At 68.5% G+C, this 16,351-nt stretch carries 16 protein-coding genes and 1 tRNA gene; 8 read left to right on the forward strand and 9 right to left on the reverse strand.

Annotated elements, in window-relative coordinates; all coding sequences use genetic code 11:
• The first annotated feature begins 53 nt into the window (after nt 1-53).
• From ACP2AD_RS11910 to ACP2AD_RS11930, 5 genes are all read left to right on the forward strand, one after another.
• A complete protein-coding gene (locus ACP2AD_RS11910; protein WP_425230268.1) occupies nt 54-2,975 on the forward strand; it encodes an ATP-binding protein in 2,922 nt (973 codons plus the stop codon).
• The gene (locus ACP2AD_RS11915; RefSeq protein ID WP_425230269.1) at nt 2,972-3,727 is read left to right on the forward strand and encodes a LytR/AlgR family response regulator transcription factor; all 756 of its coding nucleotides are present in this window, start codon (nt 2,972-2,974) and stop codon (nt 3,725-3,727) included. The genes ACP2AD_RS11910 and ACP2AD_RS11915 overlap by 4 nt, the downstream gene beginning before the upstream one ends.
• A 160-nt stretch (nt 3,728-3,887) precedes the next feature.
• Nucleotides 3,888-5,582 (forward strand): M1 family metallopeptidase, encoded by a 1,695-nt coding sequence (locus ACP2AD_RS11920; RefSeq protein WP_425231163.1) that lies wholly within the window; start codon nt 3,888-3,890, stop codon nt 5,580-5,582.
• Nucleotides 5,558-5,836 carry a hypothetical protein gene (locus ACP2AD_RS11925; RefSeq protein ID WP_425230270.1) on the forward strand — a complete coding sequence of 93 codons (279 nt, stop codon included), beginning with the start codon at nt 5,558-5,560 and terminating at the stop codon, nt 5,834-5,836. Before ACP2AD_RS11920 ends, ACP2AD_RS11925 begins: the two co-directional genes overlap by 25 nt.
• Before the next feature lie 39 nt (nt 5,837-5,875).
• Entirely contained in the window at nt 5,876-6,475 is a 600-nt protein-coding gene (locus tag ACP2AD_RS11930) for a methyltransferase family protein (protein ID WP_425230271.1), read from the forward strand.
• Here ACP2AD_RS11930 and ACP2AD_RS11935 read toward each other — a convergent pair.
• From ACP2AD_RS11935 to ACP2AD_RS11950, 4 genes are all read right to left on the reverse strand, one after another.
• Complete coding sequence (locus ACP2AD_RS11935; protein WP_425230272.1) at nt 6,472-7,065, reverse strand: GNAT family N-acetyltransferase; 594 nt, start codon at nt 7,063-7,065, stop codon at nt 6,472-6,474. The two genes, ACP2AD_RS11930 and ACP2AD_RS11935, sit on opposite strands and share 4 nt — an antisense overlap.
• 18 nt (nt 7,066-7,083) lie before the next feature.
• Complete coding sequence (locus ACP2AD_RS11940) at nt 7,084-7,626, reverse strand: hypothetical protein (RefSeq protein ID WP_425230273.1); 543 nt, start codon at nt 7,624-7,626, stop codon at nt 7,084-7,086.
• Nucleotides 7,627-7,661: 35 nt separating this feature from the next.
• Nucleotides 7,662-8,924 carry an ATP-dependent Clp protease ATP-binding subunit ClpX gene (clpX, locus tag ACP2AD_RS11945; protein ID WP_425230274.1) on the reverse strand — a complete coding sequence of 421 codons (1,263 nt, stop codon included), beginning with the start codon at nt 8,922-8,924 and terminating at the stop codon, nt 7,662-7,664.
• A 91-nt stretch (nt 8,925-9,015) separates the two neighbouring features.
• Nucleotides 9,016-9,705: an ATP-dependent Clp protease proteolytic subunit gene (locus ACP2AD_RS11950; protein WP_425230275.1), complete on the reverse strand. Its 690-nt coding sequence runs from the start codon at nt 9,703-9,705 to the stop codon at nt 9,016-9,018.
• 28 nt (nt 9,706-9,733) lie between these two features.
• Here ACP2AD_RS11950 and ACP2AD_RS11955 point away from each other — a divergent pair, with 28 nt between their 5' ends.
• On the forward strand, nt 9,734-11,524 hold the full coding sequence (locus ACP2AD_RS11955; RefSeq protein ID WP_425230276.1) for a hypothetical protein: 1,791 nt from the start codon (nt 9,734-9,736) through the stop codon (nt 11,522-11,524).
• On the opposite strand, the gene ACP2AD_RS11960 is transcribed toward ACP2AD_RS11955, so the two are convergent.
• The 3 genes from ACP2AD_RS11960 to ACP2AD_RS11970 all read right to left on the reverse strand — a co-directional run bounded on the left by ACP2AD_RS11960 (nt 11,478) and on the right by ACP2AD_RS11970 (nt 14,384).
• On the reverse strand, nt 11,478-12,407 hold the full coding sequence (locus tag ACP2AD_RS11960) for a glycosyltransferase family 2 protein (RefSeq protein WP_425230277.1): 930 nt from the start codon (nt 12,405-12,407) through the stop codon (nt 11,478-11,480). The genes ACP2AD_RS11955 and ACP2AD_RS11960 overlap by 47 nt on opposite strands.
• Nucleotides 12,408-12,514: 107 nt before the next feature.
• Nucleotides 12,515-14,233: a trigger factor gene (tig, locus tag ACP2AD_RS11965; protein WP_425230278.1), complete on the reverse strand. Its 1,719-nt coding sequence runs from the start codon at nt 14,231-14,233 to the stop codon at nt 12,515-12,517.
• 69 nt (nt 14,234-14,302) lie between these two features.
• Nucleotides 14,303-14,384, reverse strand: a tRNA-Leu gene (locus tag ACP2AD_RS11970).
• A 105-nt stretch (nt 14,385-14,489) separates the two neighbouring features.
• On the opposite strand from ACP2AD_RS11970, the gene ACP2AD_RS11975 reads away from it, so the two are divergent.
• The gene (locus ACP2AD_RS11975) at nt 14,490-14,651 is read left to right on the forward strand and encodes a hypothetical protein (protein WP_425230279.1); all 162 of its coding nucleotides are present in this window, start codon (nt 14,490-14,492) and stop codon (nt 14,649-14,651) included.
• A 49-nt stretch (nt 14,652-14,700) separates the two neighbouring features.
• Nucleotides 14,701-14,901, forward strand: coding sequence for a hypothetical protein (locus ACP2AD_RS11980; RefSeq protein WP_425230280.1), 201 nt, complete (start codon nt 14,701-14,703; stop codon nt 14,899-14,901).
• A 59-nt stretch (nt 14,902-14,960) separates the two neighbouring features.
• Here the strand turns inward: ACP2AD_RS11980 and ACP2AD_RS11985 are convergent, their stop codons facing one another.
• Together ACP2AD_RS11985 and ACP2AD_RS11990 are read right to left on the reverse strand one after the other, a co-directional pair.
• Nucleotides 14,961-15,605, reverse strand: coding sequence for a hypothetical protein (locus tag ACP2AD_RS11985; RefSeq protein ID WP_425230281.1), 645 nt, complete (start codon nt 15,603-15,605; stop codon nt 14,961-14,963).
• A 161-nt stretch (nt 15,606-15,766) separates the two neighbouring features.
• On the reverse strand, nt 15,767-16,189 hold the full coding sequence (locus ACP2AD_RS11990; protein ID WP_425230282.1) for a hypothetical protein: 423 nt from the start codon (nt 16,187-16,189) through the stop codon (nt 15,767-15,769).
• Nucleotides 16,190-16,351 lie beyond the last annotated feature (162 nt).

A 16,351-nucleotide genomic window follows, 5' to 3' on the forward strand; every position in this document is an offset into this window, starting at 1 on the left:
ATTGCCGCGTTTCCCGTTTCCCGAATCATGCTACAGGCCGGTGCGGGGGAATGATGGCGACGATCGCTGCGGGACAGGGCGCGGCTGCAGGGCAACCGGCCACATGGCCGGTCGACGCCGCGCGCGACTCGGACGAGCCATTTCGCACGCTGGCGGCGACCATGCCCGGCATCTGCTGGCTCGCCCGGCAGGACGGCCGCATCTACTGGATGAACGGTCACGGCCGCGACTTTTTCGGGACTACGGAACGCAACCCGTTCGCCGCCCTGCATCCCGACGACCGCCCCGCGACGCTCGCCGCCTGGCGCCTCGCCGCGGCTCAGGGTCATGCCTTCGAGGCGACGACGCGGCTCCGCGCCCCGGATGGCAGCTGGCGCCCCTTCCTCACCCGCGCCGAGCCGGTCCACGACGAGGCGGGATCGGTCCTGCGCTGGTGCGGCGTCCAGCTCGACCTGTCGGATCAGCAACGCCGCCAGTCGCACGACGCCTTCTTCCGCGCCGTCAGCGATGCGGTCCGCGACGAGAGCGATCCCACCCGCATCATCGCGGTGATCGCCGGGCTGCTAGAGGCGCATCTCGCCGTCGGCCGGGTGCTCTACCTCGAAACGGACGGCGATCCGGGTCGATTCACCGTCAGCGTCAACGGCACGCTTCGCCAGGCCGAGGTCGAGTATCGCCCGCCGGCCGGTTTCGCCGCGATGCTGACCGCCTTTGGCGCCGGACATACGGTCGCGACCCCCGATGCCGGCATCGTCGGTGGGCTGATCACCGCCGGAGTGCGACAGTTTCTGCTGGACCATCAGGCGCGCGCGGGCATCGGCGTGCCGTTGGTCAAGGACGGGCGGCTGGTCGCGATCCTTGCCGCCGCTGATCCGGCACCCCGCCGCTGGACGCCGGAAGAGGTCGCGCTGATCGAGGAACTGGCGGAACTGACCTGGTCCACCGTCACTCGCGCCCGCGCGGTCGCGACGCTCCGGGAACGCGAACGGCAGCAGGCGTTCATGATCGCTTGGAGCGACGCGGTGCGGCACAAGCCGTCGGTCCACGCGATCCTCGCCACGACGCTCGACCTGCTCGGACGTCAACTCGGCGCGGCGCGGCTGACCTATGTCGAGGCGGACGCGCGCAGCGTGGCGCTCGCTGTCGATCAGCATGGCGGCAACGCCACCGACCCGCCGCGCCCGCCTCTGCCGATCGCCGCGCTCGGCCGGCGGGTGGTCGCGCACCATCTCGACGAACGGCTGCTGGCGGTCGCCGACGTCCGTGATCACCCGCTGTTCGATGGCGACAACCTTCCGGCGTTCGAGGCGGCGGGGGTACGCGCCTTTGTCGCGGTGCCGCTGGTCCGCCACGGCAAGCTGGCGGCGCTGCTGTCGGCGCAGGCCGATCAGCCGCGTGCATGGACCGCGGCAGAGGTCCGCCTGATGGCCGAAGTCGCCGACCGGGCGTGGCCGATGCTGCAGCGCGCACGCTTCGAGGAGCGATTGGCGGAAAGCGAGGCGCAGCTCGCCGCCTTCATGGAGCACGCGCCCGTCGGCATGCACCTGAAGGATCGGGACGGCCGCTACCTGCGCGTCAACCCGGAACTGGCGGTTGCTGTCGGGCGGCCGATGGACGAGCTGGTCGGGCAGCATCCGGACGCACTGTTCCCTGATGACATGGCGGCGCGGATCGTCGCGATGGAGGCGCGCGCGCTGGCCGGCAGCCCCGTCGCGGAGGAGTTCGCCACCGCCTCGACCGATCGCTATGCGACGCTGCTCTCGATCGTCTTCCCGATCGGCGACGATGCCCGCAAGACCGGTGGGTTCACCCTCGACCTGACCGAGCGCAAGGCGGCGGAGGCGGCGCTGCAACGCTCGCGCGACGCGCTGTACCAGTCGGAAAAGCTGTCGGCGCTTGGCTCGCTCCTGGCGGGCGTCAGCCACGAACTCAACAATCCGCTCTCGATCGTCGTCGCGCAGGCGGTGATGATGGAGCGCCACGCGGAAGGCACCGCGCTTGCCGACCGAGCCTTGAAGATCCGCAAGGCCGCCGATCGCTGCGCCCGCATCGTCCAGACCTTCCTCGCGATGGCGCGCCAGAAAAAGCCCGAACGCAGCGCGGTCGATCTCAACGCCGTCGCCAACGGCGCGATCGAGCTTGCCAGCTACGGGCTGCGCTCTGACGGCGTCGGCATCACCCGCGCGCTGGCGGTGGACCTGCCGCATATCTCCGCCGACAGCGATCAGCTCCATCAGATCGTCACCAACCTGATCGTCAATGCGCAGCAGGCGATGGCAGGCGTCGGCAGCCTGCGCTGGCTGGAGGTCCGCACCGCGCTCGGCCCCGAACCGCGCACCGTCATCCTGGAGGTCGCCGACTCCGGCCCCGGCATCCCGCCCGACATGCGGCGGCGCGTCTTCGAACCCTTCTACACCACCAAGCCCCAGGGCGAAGGTACGGGTGTCGGCCTGTCCTTCAGCCAGGGGCTGGCAGAAGCGCATGGCGGGCGGCTGACGCTGGTACCGTCGGAACGCGGGGCGTGCTTCCGCCTCACGCTGCCGCTCGACGAGCGCGACCTGCTGCCGCGCGTCGAGCCGACCGCGGCGAAGCCCGCCGCCGCTGCGCATCGCCGCGCCCTGCTCGTCGACGACGAGGAAGAGATCGCGCTGTCGCTCGCGGATTTCCTGTCGCTCGAAGGGTTCGAGTGCGAGGTTGTCGTGGGCGGCGCGGCGGCGCAGGCGCGGCTGGCGCAGGGCCAGCATTATGACCTGGTGGTCAGCGACATCCGCATGCCCGATGTCGACGGCCCGGCGCTCTACGCCTGGATCGCCGTGCAGCGTCCCGACCTGGCGGCGCATACCGCCTTCACCACCGGCGATACGCTGGGCACCGCCGCCGCCCGCTTCCTCGCCGATGCGCGAAGGCCGGTGCTGGAAAAGCCGTTCATGCCCGACTCGATCCGCCACTTCCTCGCAGAATTGGAATTGGCATGAGCACTCCCCACGTCGTGCTCGTCGATGACGAGGAAGACCTGCGCGAACCCCTTGCCGCCTATCTGAGCGACGATCTCGATGTGTCGGAAGCAGGCAGCGGCACAGAGCTGGATGCGGTGATCGCGGCGCGGTCCGTCGATCTGGTCGTGCTGGACGTGTCGATGCCCGAAGAGGACGGCTTCTCGATCGCGCGGCGGCTGCGCGCGTCGGGCGCGCCGATCGGCATCATCATGCTGACCGCGCGGCGTGACGTCGCCGATCGCGTCGCGGGGCTGGAGCTGGGCGCCGACGATTATGTGATGAAGCCGGTCGAGCCGCGCGAGCTGCTGGCGCGCATCCGCTCCGTCCTGCGCCGCATCGCCGACCAGGCACAGCCGTCGGCGACGCTGCCCGCCCCCGCCCCGCCCGCGGCACCGCCGGGCCAGTATGCGACCGAGTTCTGGATCCCGACCGGGCGCGGCCAGATCCGCGTGCCGATCGAGGCGATCGAATGGATCGAGGCGGCGAAAGACTATGCCCTGCTTCATACCGCCGAGCGCTCGCACATGCTCCGGGTCACGATGGCGGCACTGGAACGCGACCTCGACCCCGCAGCGATGGTCCGTGTTCATCGGTCGTCGTTCGTGTGTCCGGCCGCGATCGTGTCGATCAGCCAGGTCGGCCGCAACATTACCCTGGTGCTGAACTCCGGCGCCAGCGTGCGGGTCGGCCCGCAGCATGCCGCCGAGGTGCGGGCGAAGCTGGGGCGGTAGGGCGGAACACGTCGACGCCGAAGTTTCGCTGTCCTACATCGGCGGCGCTAGGCACAGCGCGCCAGGGCAGGTGCGAACCGCATGGAAAGTAACAATTCGGGCGCGATATGTGCGACTTTACGCTCCTAGCCACCGATTGCCGGAGAAGCCTTTGCGTCCCATCCTGCTCCTCGCCGCCCTCGCCCTCCTCGGCGCTGCCGCTCCCCCCCGGCGTGGCGAGCCGCCGCTGACCGCGCAGACGATGCGCTCGGGCGGCGTGCTCGACCCCGATCAGGCCAAGCTCCGCTTCGACGCCGCCGATCTCGCCTTTGAAGTGAAGCCCGCCACCTATCAGCTGTTCGGCACCGCGACGCTGACCTTCACCGCCACCACGCCACTCGATGTTCTGAAGCTCGACCTCGACCGCAACCTGCCGATCCTGGCGCTAGCGATCGACGGTAGTCCATTAGCCCCGGGCGCGTGGAGCAATCCGGAGGGGCGGCTGACCATCCGCCTGCCCCATCCGCTTGCCGCCGGTCAGCGGGTCACGGCGCGGATCAGCTATGGCGGCACGCCTCACGTCGCGGTCAACGCGCCCTGGGACGACGGTGTGGTGTGGTCGCACACCCCGGACGGGCGCACCTGGTTCGCGACGACCGCGGAGGGGTACGGCTGCGACCTGTTCTGGCCATGCATCGATCATCCGCTCGGCGAACCCGGCCTCGTGACGCTGCACATAACCGTGCCGGCGGGATTGAAGGCACCGTCCAACGGCGTGCTGCTCGGGGTCGACAACCTGCCCGACGGTCGCACGACCTGGAACTGGCGGACGCGCCACCCAAACACCTATGCCTTAGCACTCAACGTCGGTCCCTACGAGCAGATCAGCGGCAGCTATCACTCGCGCTTCGGCAACACGATCCCGATGTTCTACTGGTATCTCCCCGGCGAACGGCGCCAGGCAGAGGCGCTGTTCGCCGAGTTCGCCCCGACGCTCGACTTCTTCGAAAGCACGATCGGCCCCTATCCCTGGGGCGACGAGAAGGTCGGCGTGGTCGAGACTCCGCACAAGGGCATGGAGCACCAGACGATCAACGCCTACGGCAACGCCTATGCCAAGGCGCCGGAGGGGTTCGACTGGCTGTTCCAGCACGAGTTCGCGCACGAATGGTTCGGCAACCAGATGACGGCCGCGAACTGGGATGACTATTGGCTGCACGAGGGCTTCGGCACGTACATGCAGCCGCTCTACGGCCGCTGGCGCGAAGGCGAGGCGCGCTACGCGATCATGCTGGGCGACGAGCGTGGCCGCATTGCCAACCGCGTGCCCATGGTTCGTGGGCGCCCTTTGTCGGAGGATGATGTCTACGAAGCGACCAACGGCGGCCCGGGGCAGGACATCTATTACAAAGGCAGCTGGATGCTGCACAGTCTGCGCTGGCTGATCGGCGACCGGGCGTTCTTCGACGCGACACGGCTGCTGGTCTATGGCCGGCTCGACCCGCGGCCGGGCAATTTTCAGCCACGCTACGGCTCGACCGCCGATTTCGAGGCGGCGGTGCGGCAGGTGACGGGGCGCGACTATCGCTGGTTCTTCGACGTTTACCTGCGCCAGGCGGCGCTGCCCGACCTGGTGGAGGCGCAGGCGGACGGGAGGATGACGCTGCGCTGGCGCGCGCCCGGCGATCGGCCCTTTCCGATGCCGGTCGAGGTGCAGGTCGGCGACCGGGTCGAGCGGCTGGCGATGGCGGACGGCAGCGGCGCGCTGACAGTGCCGGACGGCGCGCACGTCGTGATCGACCCCTGGTCGCGACTGCTGCGGCGCTCAATCGCGATCGAGGAGCTGCAGGCGTGGCGCGCGCGGCCGCGGAACTAGACGGCAGCCTGGCGCGCTCAAGCGGCATGGCGACGGCGCTGAAGCGGACCGCGGAGATGGCGGCGGTGTTCATGATCGGCGACGGGCTGCTCGGGCTGGTCCAACCGGCGCGGCATGTCGGCCTGTGGCGTTCCGACCTTGCCGCCGTCGACGCGCTGGTGCGGCCGTTTGCGGACCGGCCGGGGCGGCGTCGCGCGTATGGGCTGCTGCAGATCGGCGCCGGGCTGTTGCTGGCGTCACGCCTGCGCCGCTGAGGCCTTGCCGCGTGGCGGCCGGCAGCGCAGGATGAGGGCATGATCTTCCATGCCGACCCGACCGGCCTTCCCGCGCTCGCGGCGCTGGCGTTGGGCTTCCTCGTCTTCTTCGTCTCGCTGCTGCTCGCCCGCACCCGGCGCGTCCTGGATGCCGGTGAAGCGGGCGCAACGCGCAGCCCCGCTTCGGTATTGGGCATCGCACTACAGGGCCTGGGCATCGGTACCGCGTCGTTCGGGCCTCAGCGCGTGACGCTTGACCCGCTCTCCCCTGCCGCGCTGATGCAGGCCGCGCTGGTCGCCGTACTGATGGCGGGTGCGGTCGCGCTGTTCTTCTGGGCGTCGCGGACGATGGGCCGCAACTGGAGCCTTCGTGCCAGGGTGCGCGAGGATCATCAGCTCGTCACCGACGGCCCCTTCGCCTGGATACGCCACCCGATCTACACCGCGATGCTGCTCTTCACGCTCGCGCTCGCGGTCGCGTTCGGCCATCCCCGCCAACTGCTGATCGGCCTGCCGATCTTCGCGCTCGGCACGATGGTGCGGGTCCGCGCGGAGGAGGCGCTGCTGCGCGGCATGTTCGGCGCGGCCTATGATGCCTGGGCAGTACGGGTGAAACGCTTCGTGCCCGGCGTGCTCTAGCCCGGCGGGCGCAGCATCGACCAGAAGCGCAAGCTGCTCCCCGGCACTATCCACTCGCCCGTGACCGCAAAGCCGAGCCCCGCATAGAAGACCAGGTTCCGCTCCGTCGCGGTCTCCAGATACGCAGGCAGCCGCCCCGCCGCCCGGGTCAGCCCCGCCCGCACGGCCACGGCACCAAGGCCCCTGCCCTGCGCCGCCGGGTCGCAGCCGGCGATGTGGAGATACCAGAACGCGCCCGCCGGCATATGGGCGTCGATCGCCTCGCCCACCCTGAGCGCGCGCGACACGTTCGTCCCGAGCGCATGCAGCAGCCCCGGCAGGCGGCGCAGCATCGCCAGGCGGCCGGTGTGGACCTGCCCCGGGCCGCGCCACAACGTCGCCGCCTCTCCGCCCGCGGTCAGCAGCCGCATCCCGGCCGCCGCGTCATGGTCGAACAGCAGCGCGAACAGCCGCGGCAGCCGCTTCGTGCGGTCCGCCGGGTCGGGGAAGATGAATTCCATCGCCGGATCGTCGGCGAACGCGCGCGCCAGCATTGCCGCGACCGGCACCCGGTCGGCGTTGCCCGCCAGCCGGACCGCGCGCTCAGGCACCGGCGCGGCCGGCAAGGCCTACCGGAACAGCAGCGAAGCCGCGATGGGTCCGGCGTTGTTGAGCGCGTGGATCGCCGCCACCAGCCCGACCGCCCGCCAATAACCGCGACCTCGCCAGCTCAGATAGGCGACTGAGAAGATAAGGAACGGCCACCAGATCACCAGACCCCAGCGCGCCGCCATAAGGCTGTGCGCAACGCCCCACAGCAGCGCCGAACCGATCGCAGCGGCGGTCGGCCCGGCGACCCGGTCGATCAGCACCACCGGCCCGGTCATCATGACCGTCTCGACCGCGGGGCTGAGGAAGACGACCGAGCAGACGATCATCCCGGTCGAGGCATCGCCCAGCGACGGCCCCGGCAGTCCGGGGAACAGCCGCGTCGCCGCCCAGCCCAGGACGAGGGTCGGGATCGCGACCAACGGCCAGGCGACGAGTATGTAGCGCCACGCCGGCCATGCGTCGGCAAACAGGAAGCGCGGCAGGAAGCGGAGCGCGGCGGGACGGCCGCCGGACCAGCCGATGACGGCTCGCCTCGGCACGGGAAGAAAACTGGCTGACATCCGCCCGTCCTACCGCGCCGAGGCTGAAGGCCGGGTTACGCGGCGCTTTCGGCCTTTTTCTCGGCATAGACGCGGATCGGTTCCTTGGTGCCGGCGATCACATCCTTGTCGATCATCACCTCGTCAACGCCGTCCATGCCCGGCAGGTCGAACATGGTGTCGAGCAGCACGCTCTCCAGGATCGACCGCAGGCCGCGGGCGCCGGTCTTGCGCTCGATACCCTTCCTTGCGACCGCGACCAGCGCGTCCTCGGTGAAGCCCAGCTCGACCTGCTCCATCTCGAACAGCTTCTGATACTGTTTCACCAGCGCGTTTTTGGGTTCCTTCAGGATCTTGACCAGCGCGTCGATGTCGAGGTCCTCCAGCGTCGCGATCACCGGCAGGCGGCCAACGAATTCGGGGATCAGCCCGAACTTGAGCAGATCCTCGGGCTCGGTCGAGCGCAGCACCTCGCCCGTCCGCTTTTCCTCGGGCGCGGCGACATAGGCGCCGAAGCCGATCGACTTGCCCTGCAGGCGGTCGCCGATGATCTTTTCGAGGCCAGAAAACGCGCCGCCGCAGATGAACAGGATGTTGGTCGTGTCGACCTGCAGAAACTCCTGCTGCGGATGCTTGCGCCCGCCCTGCGGCGGCACGCTCGCGGTGGTGCCCTCCATCAGCTTGAGCAGCGCCTGCTGGACGCCCTCGCCCGACACGTCGCGGGTGATCGACGGGTTCTCCGCCTTGCGGCTGATCTTGTCGATCTCGTCGATATAGACGATCCCGCGCTGCGCCCGCTCGACGTTGTAGTCGGACGCCTGGAGCAGCTTGAGAATGATGTTCTCGACATCCTCGCCGACATAGCCCGCCTCGGTCAGCGTCGTCGCGTCGGCCATCGTGAATGGCACGTCGAGGATTCGCGCCAGCGTCTGCGCCAGCAGCGTCTTGCCGCAGCCGGTCGGCCCGACCAGCAGGATGTTCGACTTGGCGAGCTCGACGTCCGCGCCCTTGGCGCCGTGGTTCAAGCGCTTGTAGTGGTTGTGCACCGCCACCGACAGCACGCGCTTGGCTCGGCGCTGGCCGATCACATAGTCGTCGAGAACGTTGCAGATCTCTTGCGGGGTGGGGACGCCGCCGTCCTTCTTCGAGACCAGCGCGGACTTCGTCTCCTCGCGAATGATGTCGTTGCACAGCTCCACGCACTCGTCGCAGATGAAGACGGTGGGGCCGGCGATCAGCTTGCGCACTTCATGCTGCGACTTGCCGCAGAAGGAGCAGTAGAGCGTGCTCTTGGACTCGCCACCGGTGAGCTTGGTCATTCAATGGTTCCTTTGCGGGCGGGCATGTTAGCCCGCCCGATACGCAAACGGCAATGCCAGAACGGGGTGAACCGTCGTGGTTACGCCGGTGTCACGCCGCCTGCGCCAGATCGTCGGCCGGGGCCGGGCGCTTATCGAACACCTCATCGATCAGGCCGAAGCCTTTGGCCTCGTCCGCCGAGAGGAAGGTGTCGCGGTCCATGCGCCGCTCGATCTCCTCGATCGGCTGGCCGGTATACTGCGCATACAGTTCGTTCATGCGCGACCGGATGCGCAGGATTTCCTTGGCCTGGATCTCGATGTCCGACGCCATACCCTGCGCGCCGCCCGACGGCTGATGGATCATGATGCGCGCATTGGTGAGTGCGACGCGCATCCCCCGCTCGCCGGATGCGAGCAGGAACGAACCCATCGACGCCGCCTGACCGATGCACACCGTGCCGACGCGCGGGCGGATATATTGCATCGTGTCGTGGATCGCCATGCCCGCCGTGACGACGCCGCCCGGCGAGTTGATGTACATGAAGATGTCCTTTTTCGGGTTCTCCGATTCCAGGAACAGCAGCTGCGCGGTGATCAGGCTGGCCATGCCATCCTCGACGCCGCCCGTCACGAAGACGATGCGCTCGCGCAGCAGGCGCGAGAAGATGTCGAACGACCGCTCGCCACGGTTCGACTGCTCGATCACGATCGGGACGAGGCCCGCTTGCGTCTGGCTGAGGCCGAGGCCGGCGTGCGTCAGCGGACTTGCGAAGTCGCCGGTCTCGAATGGGTTGTGCATGAAAATACCTTTTGCTGCGCTCGATGGCATGTCAGACATCGGATGGGACGCGGAGGAGATCAAGGCCTTGGGTGAACAAGCTTGGTCGATCGCAGGGTTCTCCGCCGCCTACCGTCATACCGCATTATTTGCCGTGCTGGTGATCGTGCTGCTGGTTTTCTTCCGCGGTCCGATCGGCTCGGAGCTGACGCGGTTCTATGGCGACAGCTATGACGGCCTGATCGAGATTTCGCTGCTGGAGCACTGGTACGGCGTCTTGGCGCGCGGCGATGCGTGGAACGTCACCGGCTACTTCTTTCCTTATGCCGACACGCTCGGCTACAACGACACCGATCTGGTGCCGGGCATCCCCTATGCGTTGACCCGGCTCCTCGGCGGCGACCCGTTCGTCGCGACGCTGGTCGCGCATATGGTGATGAAGGCAATCGGTTTCGTCGGCATGTATGTCCTCCTGCGACGCGGCATGGGCATCCGCTGGTGGCTTGCGATCGCGGGCGCGGCGACATTCGCGACGGCGAACGCCTCGTTGCTCCACATGCATCACGCCCAGTTGCTGTCGGTCGGCCTACTACCCTGGCTCGGGTTCGCCGCCATGCAGGGGTGGCAGGGGCTGGTAGCGGGCGACCGCGGCCGCTTCCTGAGATGGGGCCTTGCCGTCGGCGGCGGCTATGGATTGCTGGCGTTCAACGCCTTCTACGCCGCCTGGTTCTTCGCCTTTTTCGTGCTGATCCTCGCCCTGGTAAGTCTCGTAGCGACGGCGCCGGCATGGCGCCGGACACTCGCTTCGAGCGTAAGGCGTCTGGCGGCGCCGCTGCTCATCGTCACGGCGGCGGCAATCGTGTCGCTGGTGCCGTTGCTCCTCGTGTACCTGCCCAAGCTCGCGGCTGGAGCGCGGCACGATTGGGAACTCGGTGCGGGACGATCGCTGATCGGCGCGACCGGCCTCCTCAACGTGGGGTCCGGGAATCTCGTCTGGGGCGGCGTGCTCGACCACGGCGCCCGCATCCTGTCGGGCCGGCCGCCGCTCACCGGCGAGGCCCGGTTCGGCATACCCTGGGGCCTGCTCTTCCTGCTGGGGGGGGCGGTCGTCGCCGCCATCCGTGCCCGTCGCGCGCGGCCGCTTGAGGCGGCGATGGCAACTGCGCTGGTCGTGTCGGTGTTGCTGATGACGCGCTGGCCGGGGGGATTCTCGCTATGGCGCTACGTCTACCTGACAGTGCCGGGGGCCGACGCGGTACGCGTCGTGTCGCGATTCCTGCTGTTTGCGCTGGTGCCGATCGTCGTCATCGTGTTCGCCTATCTCGATCGCGTTGCGTGGCGCCGCGGGGTGCTGATGGCAGTCGTCGCGTTTCTGCTCGTCGAGGAAGTCCAGCTCGCCGCACCGCTGGCTATCGACCGGTCGCGCGAGATGGCGATGCTGCGCGACGTGGTCCCTCCGCCGGCCGCCTGCCGCGTCGTCGCGGTGGTCAGTGCCCGGCGCAGCACCGCGTCGACGATGGCCGAGGCGACCCGCATCTCCGCCATGTGGAACAACGAGCCGCCGGGCATGCTCGCCGACAATTACCGGCACAATGTCGATGCCATGTTGATCGCGGTGTATCGTGGCTGGCCGACCATCAACGGCTTTTCCAGCTTCAACCCTCCCGACGCGGTATTCTACGCGCCAGATTCGCCCAGCTATCTCGAGCGGGTCGAACGCTATGCCCGTGGTCACCGGCTGACCGGATTGTGCATGCTCGACCGGCGTCGGGCACAGCCCTGGTCGCCGGTCGCTACGGCAGGCCCGGCGCCCGCAGGCCCAGATAGGCCAGCCGCCTGACCTCGCGGCGGCCGCGCACCACCGTGTCGAGGATCAGCCCGGCGAAGAAGCTGAGCGCCGCCAGAATCACCAGCCCCGTCGCCGCGATCGCAGTCGGAAATCGCGGCACCAGCCCCGTGTGGGCATAGGTCAGCGCCAGCGGTATGGCGAGCAGCAGTGCCGCCAGTCCCAGCACCGCGCCGACGCTGCCGAAGAACAAGAGCGGCCGCTCGATCCGGTAAAGCGTGACGATCGTACGCAGGATGCGCCACCCGTCGCGATAGGTGTTGAGCTTCGACGCCGACCCCTCCGGCCGTGCGAAATAAGGCGTCTCGATCTCCGCCACCGGCATCCTGAGTTCGAGCGCGTGAACGGAAATGTCCGTCTCGATCTCGAACCCGGTCGATAGCGCCGGATAGCTCTTGACGAAGCGCCTCGAGAACACCCGATAACCGCTGAGGATGTCGGTGAAGCTGCGCCCGAACAGCCGCGCCAGCATCCCGGTCAGCAGCGCGTTGCCGAACTGGTGCCCCCGCCGATACGCCTCGTCCGCCTCGTGGACGCGTGCGCCCACCACCATGTCGAGCTGCTCGTCCAGCAGCCGCGCGACCAGCGCCGGCGCGGACGCCGCGTCATAGGTCGCGTCGCCATCGGCCATGACATAGATGTCCGCGTCGACGTCGGCGAACATGCGCCGGACGACGGCGCCCTTGCCCTGCACCCGCTCGCGTCGCACCACGGCACCGGCGGCTTGCGCCACCGCCATCGTGCCGTCGGCGGAATTGTTGTCATAGACATAGACCGTCGCCGTCGGCAGCGCGGCGCGGAAATCCGCCACCGTCCGGGCGATGGCGGCCTCCTCATTATAGCAGGGGAGCAGGACGGCGATGGTGGTGATCGTCATCAACGCTCTCCCTGACCTGCGTCACCCCGGCCTTGTGCCGGGGTCCATCTATCAGCGCACGAACCGATGGCGGCTTCATGAATGCCGGGACGGGCCCGGCATGACGGCTACCCCTTCTTCGCGCGCGGCTTCTTCGCGGGCGAGTCGCTGGCCTCGGTCCCCTCGGCCGCCTCGGCGGCGGCGGGCGAACTCTCCAGCACCTGCGTTTCCGCCGTCACCGGCGCCCCCGCCTTCGGCTTGGCGGCGCGCGGCTTCTTGACCGGCGCCTCGCTCGCGGGTGCCTCGGTTTCAGTCGACATCTCGACGCCGGCATTCGAACCCTTGGCGGCGGGCTTGGTCGCCTTCTTCTTGGGCGCCGCCGCCGTCGGGGCGCTCACGTCAGCAACCTCGGGCGCCGCATCAGTCGGCTCGGCCGCCGCCTTCTTGGCGCGCTTCGGCTTCTGCTTGGGCTGATCGTGCTCGTCATGCTCGTGGACGTGCGTGCCGGTCGCAACGCCATCCTCGCTTTCGATCGCCGCCTCCAGCTCCTCGCGCGTGGTCTCGCGGTCGGTCACCGTCGCCTTGCCGAACAGATAGTCGACGACCTTATCCTCATAGAGCGGCGCGCGCAGCTGGGCGGCGGCCATCGGCTCCTGCTGGATGTACTGGATGAAGCGCTCGCGCTCCTCGGGGCCATATTGCTGCGCCGCCTGTGCGATCAGACCGTTCATCTCCTGATTGGAGATTTCGACGCCGTTGGCCTGGCCGATCTCCGACAGCAGCAGCCCCAGCCGCACGCGGCGTTCGGCGATGCGGCGATAGTCGTCGCGCTCGCCTTCCATTTCCGCCTTCGCGGCGGCGGGGTCCGCTTCGTGCTCCGCCTCATGCTCCAGCTGCGCCCAGATCTGCTGGAACTCGGCGTCGACCATCGACGGCGGCACCGGAAAGTCGTGGCCCGCCGCCAGCTGGTCGAGCAGCTTGCGCTTCATGTGGGTGCGGGTGAGATTGGCGCCCTCCTGCTCGATCTGGCCCTTCACCAGCCCGCGCAGCTGCTCCAGGCTTTCCAGCCCCAGATTCTTGGCCAGGCCGTCGTCGATCCGCGACTCGCCTGCGATCTTGACCGATTTGACGCTGAGGTCGAAGGTCGCGGGCTGACCGGCCAGCGACTTCTCCTGGTAATCGGCCGGAAAAGTGACGGCGATCTGCCGCTCCTCGCCCGTGGTCGCGCCGACCAGCTGATCCTCAAAGCCGGGGATCAGCCGGCCCGAACCGATCTCGACCGCCATGTCGGTCCCGGTCCCGCCCGCAAAGGCGACGCCGTCCGCGGTCTTGCCGACGAAGTCGACCGTGACGAGGTCGCCCTCGGCCGCAGCCTTGTCGCCCGCATCGTCCCAATGCTTGGACGAATCCGCAAACTTCTTCAGCTGCGCTTCGATCGCGCTGTCGGAGACCGGCAGCGTCAGCCGCTCCAGCGTCAGGTTGTCGATCGCCGGCGTCGGCACGTCGGGCAGCACCTCCAGCGTCACGGTCAGCTCCGCATCGCCACCGGGCGCATAGCCCTCGCCCAGCGCGACCGACGGGCGGACCGCGGGACGCAGCCTGTGCTGCTCGATCAGCGACTGGACGCCCTCCTGCACCGTGGTGTTGAGCGCTTCCTGTGTCAGCTGCTCGCCGAAGCGCTTGCGGACCAGATTGCCGGGGACCTTGCCGGGGCGAAAGCCGGGCAGGCGCACCTGCGGCGCCATCTTCTTGACCTCGCCCGCGACCCGCGCCTCGATCTCGGCGGCGGGTATGGTCAGGGTGTAGGCGCGCTTCAGCCCCTCGTTCAACGTCTCGACAGTCTGCATTCCAACGCCTTTTTGGCTAAGAAGAGCATGGCGCGGCCCCGTGGGAACGCGAGGCGGGCCAGGGACCGGTGCGGGCGAAGGGACTCGAACCCCCACATCTTGCGATGGCAGGACCTAAACCTGCTGCGTCTACCAGTTCCGCCACGCCCGCTTTCACCCGGACCCGCGATTGTGGGCGCCGCCTATAAGCGACGGAGGGGCGCAGGCGCAACCGCCGCGGGGGTGGCTGCGTTAAGGAGCGCAAGGAGAATAGCCGATGGCGTCGCAGCCCCCACCCGAGACCCCCGCCCCCTCACCCCAGCCGGTCGATCCCGGCGGCCCCCCGCCCGAGATCGCGCCACCTACGCCGGACTATGACCAGCCTGCGCCGACGATGCCGTCGACCGATCCCGGAACGGCGCAACCGCCGGAGATGTAGCCGCCGCGGGCTTTGCCCGCCTGACGGCCCCTAAACCCAAGGACATCAAATGCCCGACCAGAATGACGACCGCGATGCCCGCCCCGACCTCCAGCAGGCGGTCAAAGCCCGCGCGGACGCGCTTGCCCGCGGCGAGGGCAGCGCCGGCGAAGGCGGCAAGAGCGACGGCGACCTGGCCGCGACCGGCGATTTCTCGGGCAACGCCGGCACCGGTGGCGAGGTCAAGAACCAGGATTCCGACTCGCAATAGGATGCCGCCCAAGCCGACCGGCGCGATCCCCCTCAAGCAGACGCCGGCCCGGCAACGGGTCATTCATCGCCCCCGGCCACCGTAAAGGTCGCGCCGGATTGGTCGGACAAGCGCCGGCAGCCCTCCTCCTCGCCCGCCCGCAACCGCCCGTCGGCAAGCACGTCGGCGGCGATATGCCGGCCAGCGGCTTCGATCCCGGCCAGCGTCATGGTCATAAGCGTCGCCCGCGCCTCTCGGTAAGCAAACGCGACGCAGGTGACGCCTGCAACGACCGGCGCATCCTGATCGCGCGCATAGACGCGCCACGACATCGCGACCAAGCCGTCGCCCTTCACGGCATGGCTGTGGTTCAACAAGCGCCCAAGCCCGCCGGGCGGCACGCAGGCGCTCAGCCGCACGCCGCGCAGCCCGGCGCGGATCGCCCGGTCCGCCCCGCGGCCCCCTTCAGCGAAAGGGTTGCCAGTGTCGGCGACGGTCAGGCCGCCGGCGCGCAATCCGGCGGCGAAGGCCTCGCGGGCCTCGCGGGGCTCGGGCCTGGCCTCGCGCCAGGCGATCGACCCAGCGGGGAGGCACAGGCTGCCTGATCGCCTGGGCCCGACCACATCGGCAACCCGCGTGTCGATCGCAAGCGGCTCGACCCGATAGGTGACGCCCCCCGCCGCAACCTGTCCGGCCGCCAGTGCACCCATCAGGACAAACGTCATGCGGCTCGATCCCTTTGCGGTGCCCAGCGCGGCGGTCCCTATGCACAAGCAGACTATAGCCGTGGCACCGGCCGGGCTATACGCGCTGCACTTATCAAGATCGTTATGGGCGAAGCGACCGCAATCGCGCCAGCTCCCGACGCGGTCTGCGCCCAGAGCGCTCAGTGCGTGGCCGGCGCTGCGCCTGGAGTTGGCAAAGCCGGGCTGGCTGCCGCTCCGCTGGGCTGGACACCAGCGGGTGACGGAGCGACAGCCGTCGTTGCCGATCGCGTGAAAATCGCCTGATCAATCTTTTCCCACGCAGAACGATACGTCTGCGGGTCCAGAATGGGCCTGTCGTCCCGCGACTGCTGACCCCAGCGACTGGAACTATTCTTGGTGTTGAGAAAGTTCAACCGCACGCGCGCCATCCCGTTCGCAAGCGCCTCTACGAAGGCGGTCGCGCGGGTGTTTCCGCTCGACGTCTGTCCAGCCAGCGCATCCAGAAAACCGGTGTGATTGCGCGTTGCGCTAGCAGCGGTGATGAACCCGCTTCCCATATCGGCATTTTCCAGCTGATACCCTAAGTCCTGAAAAACGCTCACGACAGATGCAAAGAGCACCCTCTTTGGTCGTCTTATATTCGTGAGACTGCAGAGCTTGCAACTCCATCGGCGTCATTTGCGGACGATCGCGCCCGCTGGCCGATGCCGAGACCGACGAAGCAACGGCGACCACAGTTAAGTCTTTGCAACGTTGAAGCGACG

Origin of the sequence: Sphingomonas sp. (genome assembly GCF_965248875.1) — a bacterium.
Classification (GTDB): domain Bacteria; phylum Pseudomonadota; class Alphaproteobacteria; order Sphingomonadales; family Sphingomonadaceae; genus Sphingomonas.

Coding starts and splice junctions, on each gene's coding strand:
- ACP2AD_RS11910 (WP_425230268.1), top strand. CDS start 54: ATGGCGACGATCGCTGCGGGACAGGGCGCGGCTGCAGGGCAACCGGCC.
- ACP2AD_RS11915 (WP_425230269.1), top strand. CDS start 2,972: ATGAGCACTCCCCACGTCGTGCTCGTCGATGACGAGGAAGACCTGCGC.
- ACP2AD_RS11930 (WP_425230271.1), top strand. CDS start 5,876: ATGATCTTCCATGCCGACCCGACCGGCCTTCCCGCGCTCGCGGCGCTG.
- ACP2AD_RS11940 (WP_425230273.1), bottom strand. CDS start 7,626: ATGTCAGCCAGTTTTCTTCCCGTGCCGAGGCGAGCCGTCATCGGCTGG.
- clpX (WP_425230274.1), bottom strand. CDS start 8,924: ATGACCAAGCTCACCGGTGGCGAGTCCAAGAGCACGCTCTACTGCTCC.
- ACP2AD_RS11950 (WP_425230275.1), bottom strand. CDS start 9,705: ATGCACAACCCATTCGAGACCGGCGACTTCGCAAGTCCGCTGACGCAC.
- ACP2AD_RS11955 (WP_425230276.1), top strand. CDS start 9,734: ATGTCAGACATCGGATGGGACGCGGAGGAGATCAAGGCCTTGGGTGAA.
- ACP2AD_RS11960 (WP_425230277.1), bottom strand. CDS start 12,407: ATGACGATCACCACCATCGCCGTCCTGCTCCCCTGCTATAATGAGGAG.
- tig (WP_425230278.1), bottom strand. CDS start 14,233: ATGCAGACTGTCGAGACGTTGAACGAGGGGCTGAAGCGCGCCTACACC.
- ACP2AD_RS11975 (WP_425230279.1), top strand. CDS start 14,490: ATGGCGTCGCAGCCCCCACCCGAGACCCCCGCCCCCTCACCCCAGCCG.
- ACP2AD_RS11980 (WP_425230280.1), top strand. CDS start 14,701: ATGCCCGACCAGAATGACGACCGCGATGCCCGCCCCGACCTCCAGCAG.
- ACP2AD_RS11985 (WP_425230281.1), bottom strand. CDS start 15,605: ATGACGTTTGTCCTGATGGGTGCACTGGCGGCCGGACAGGTTGCGGCG.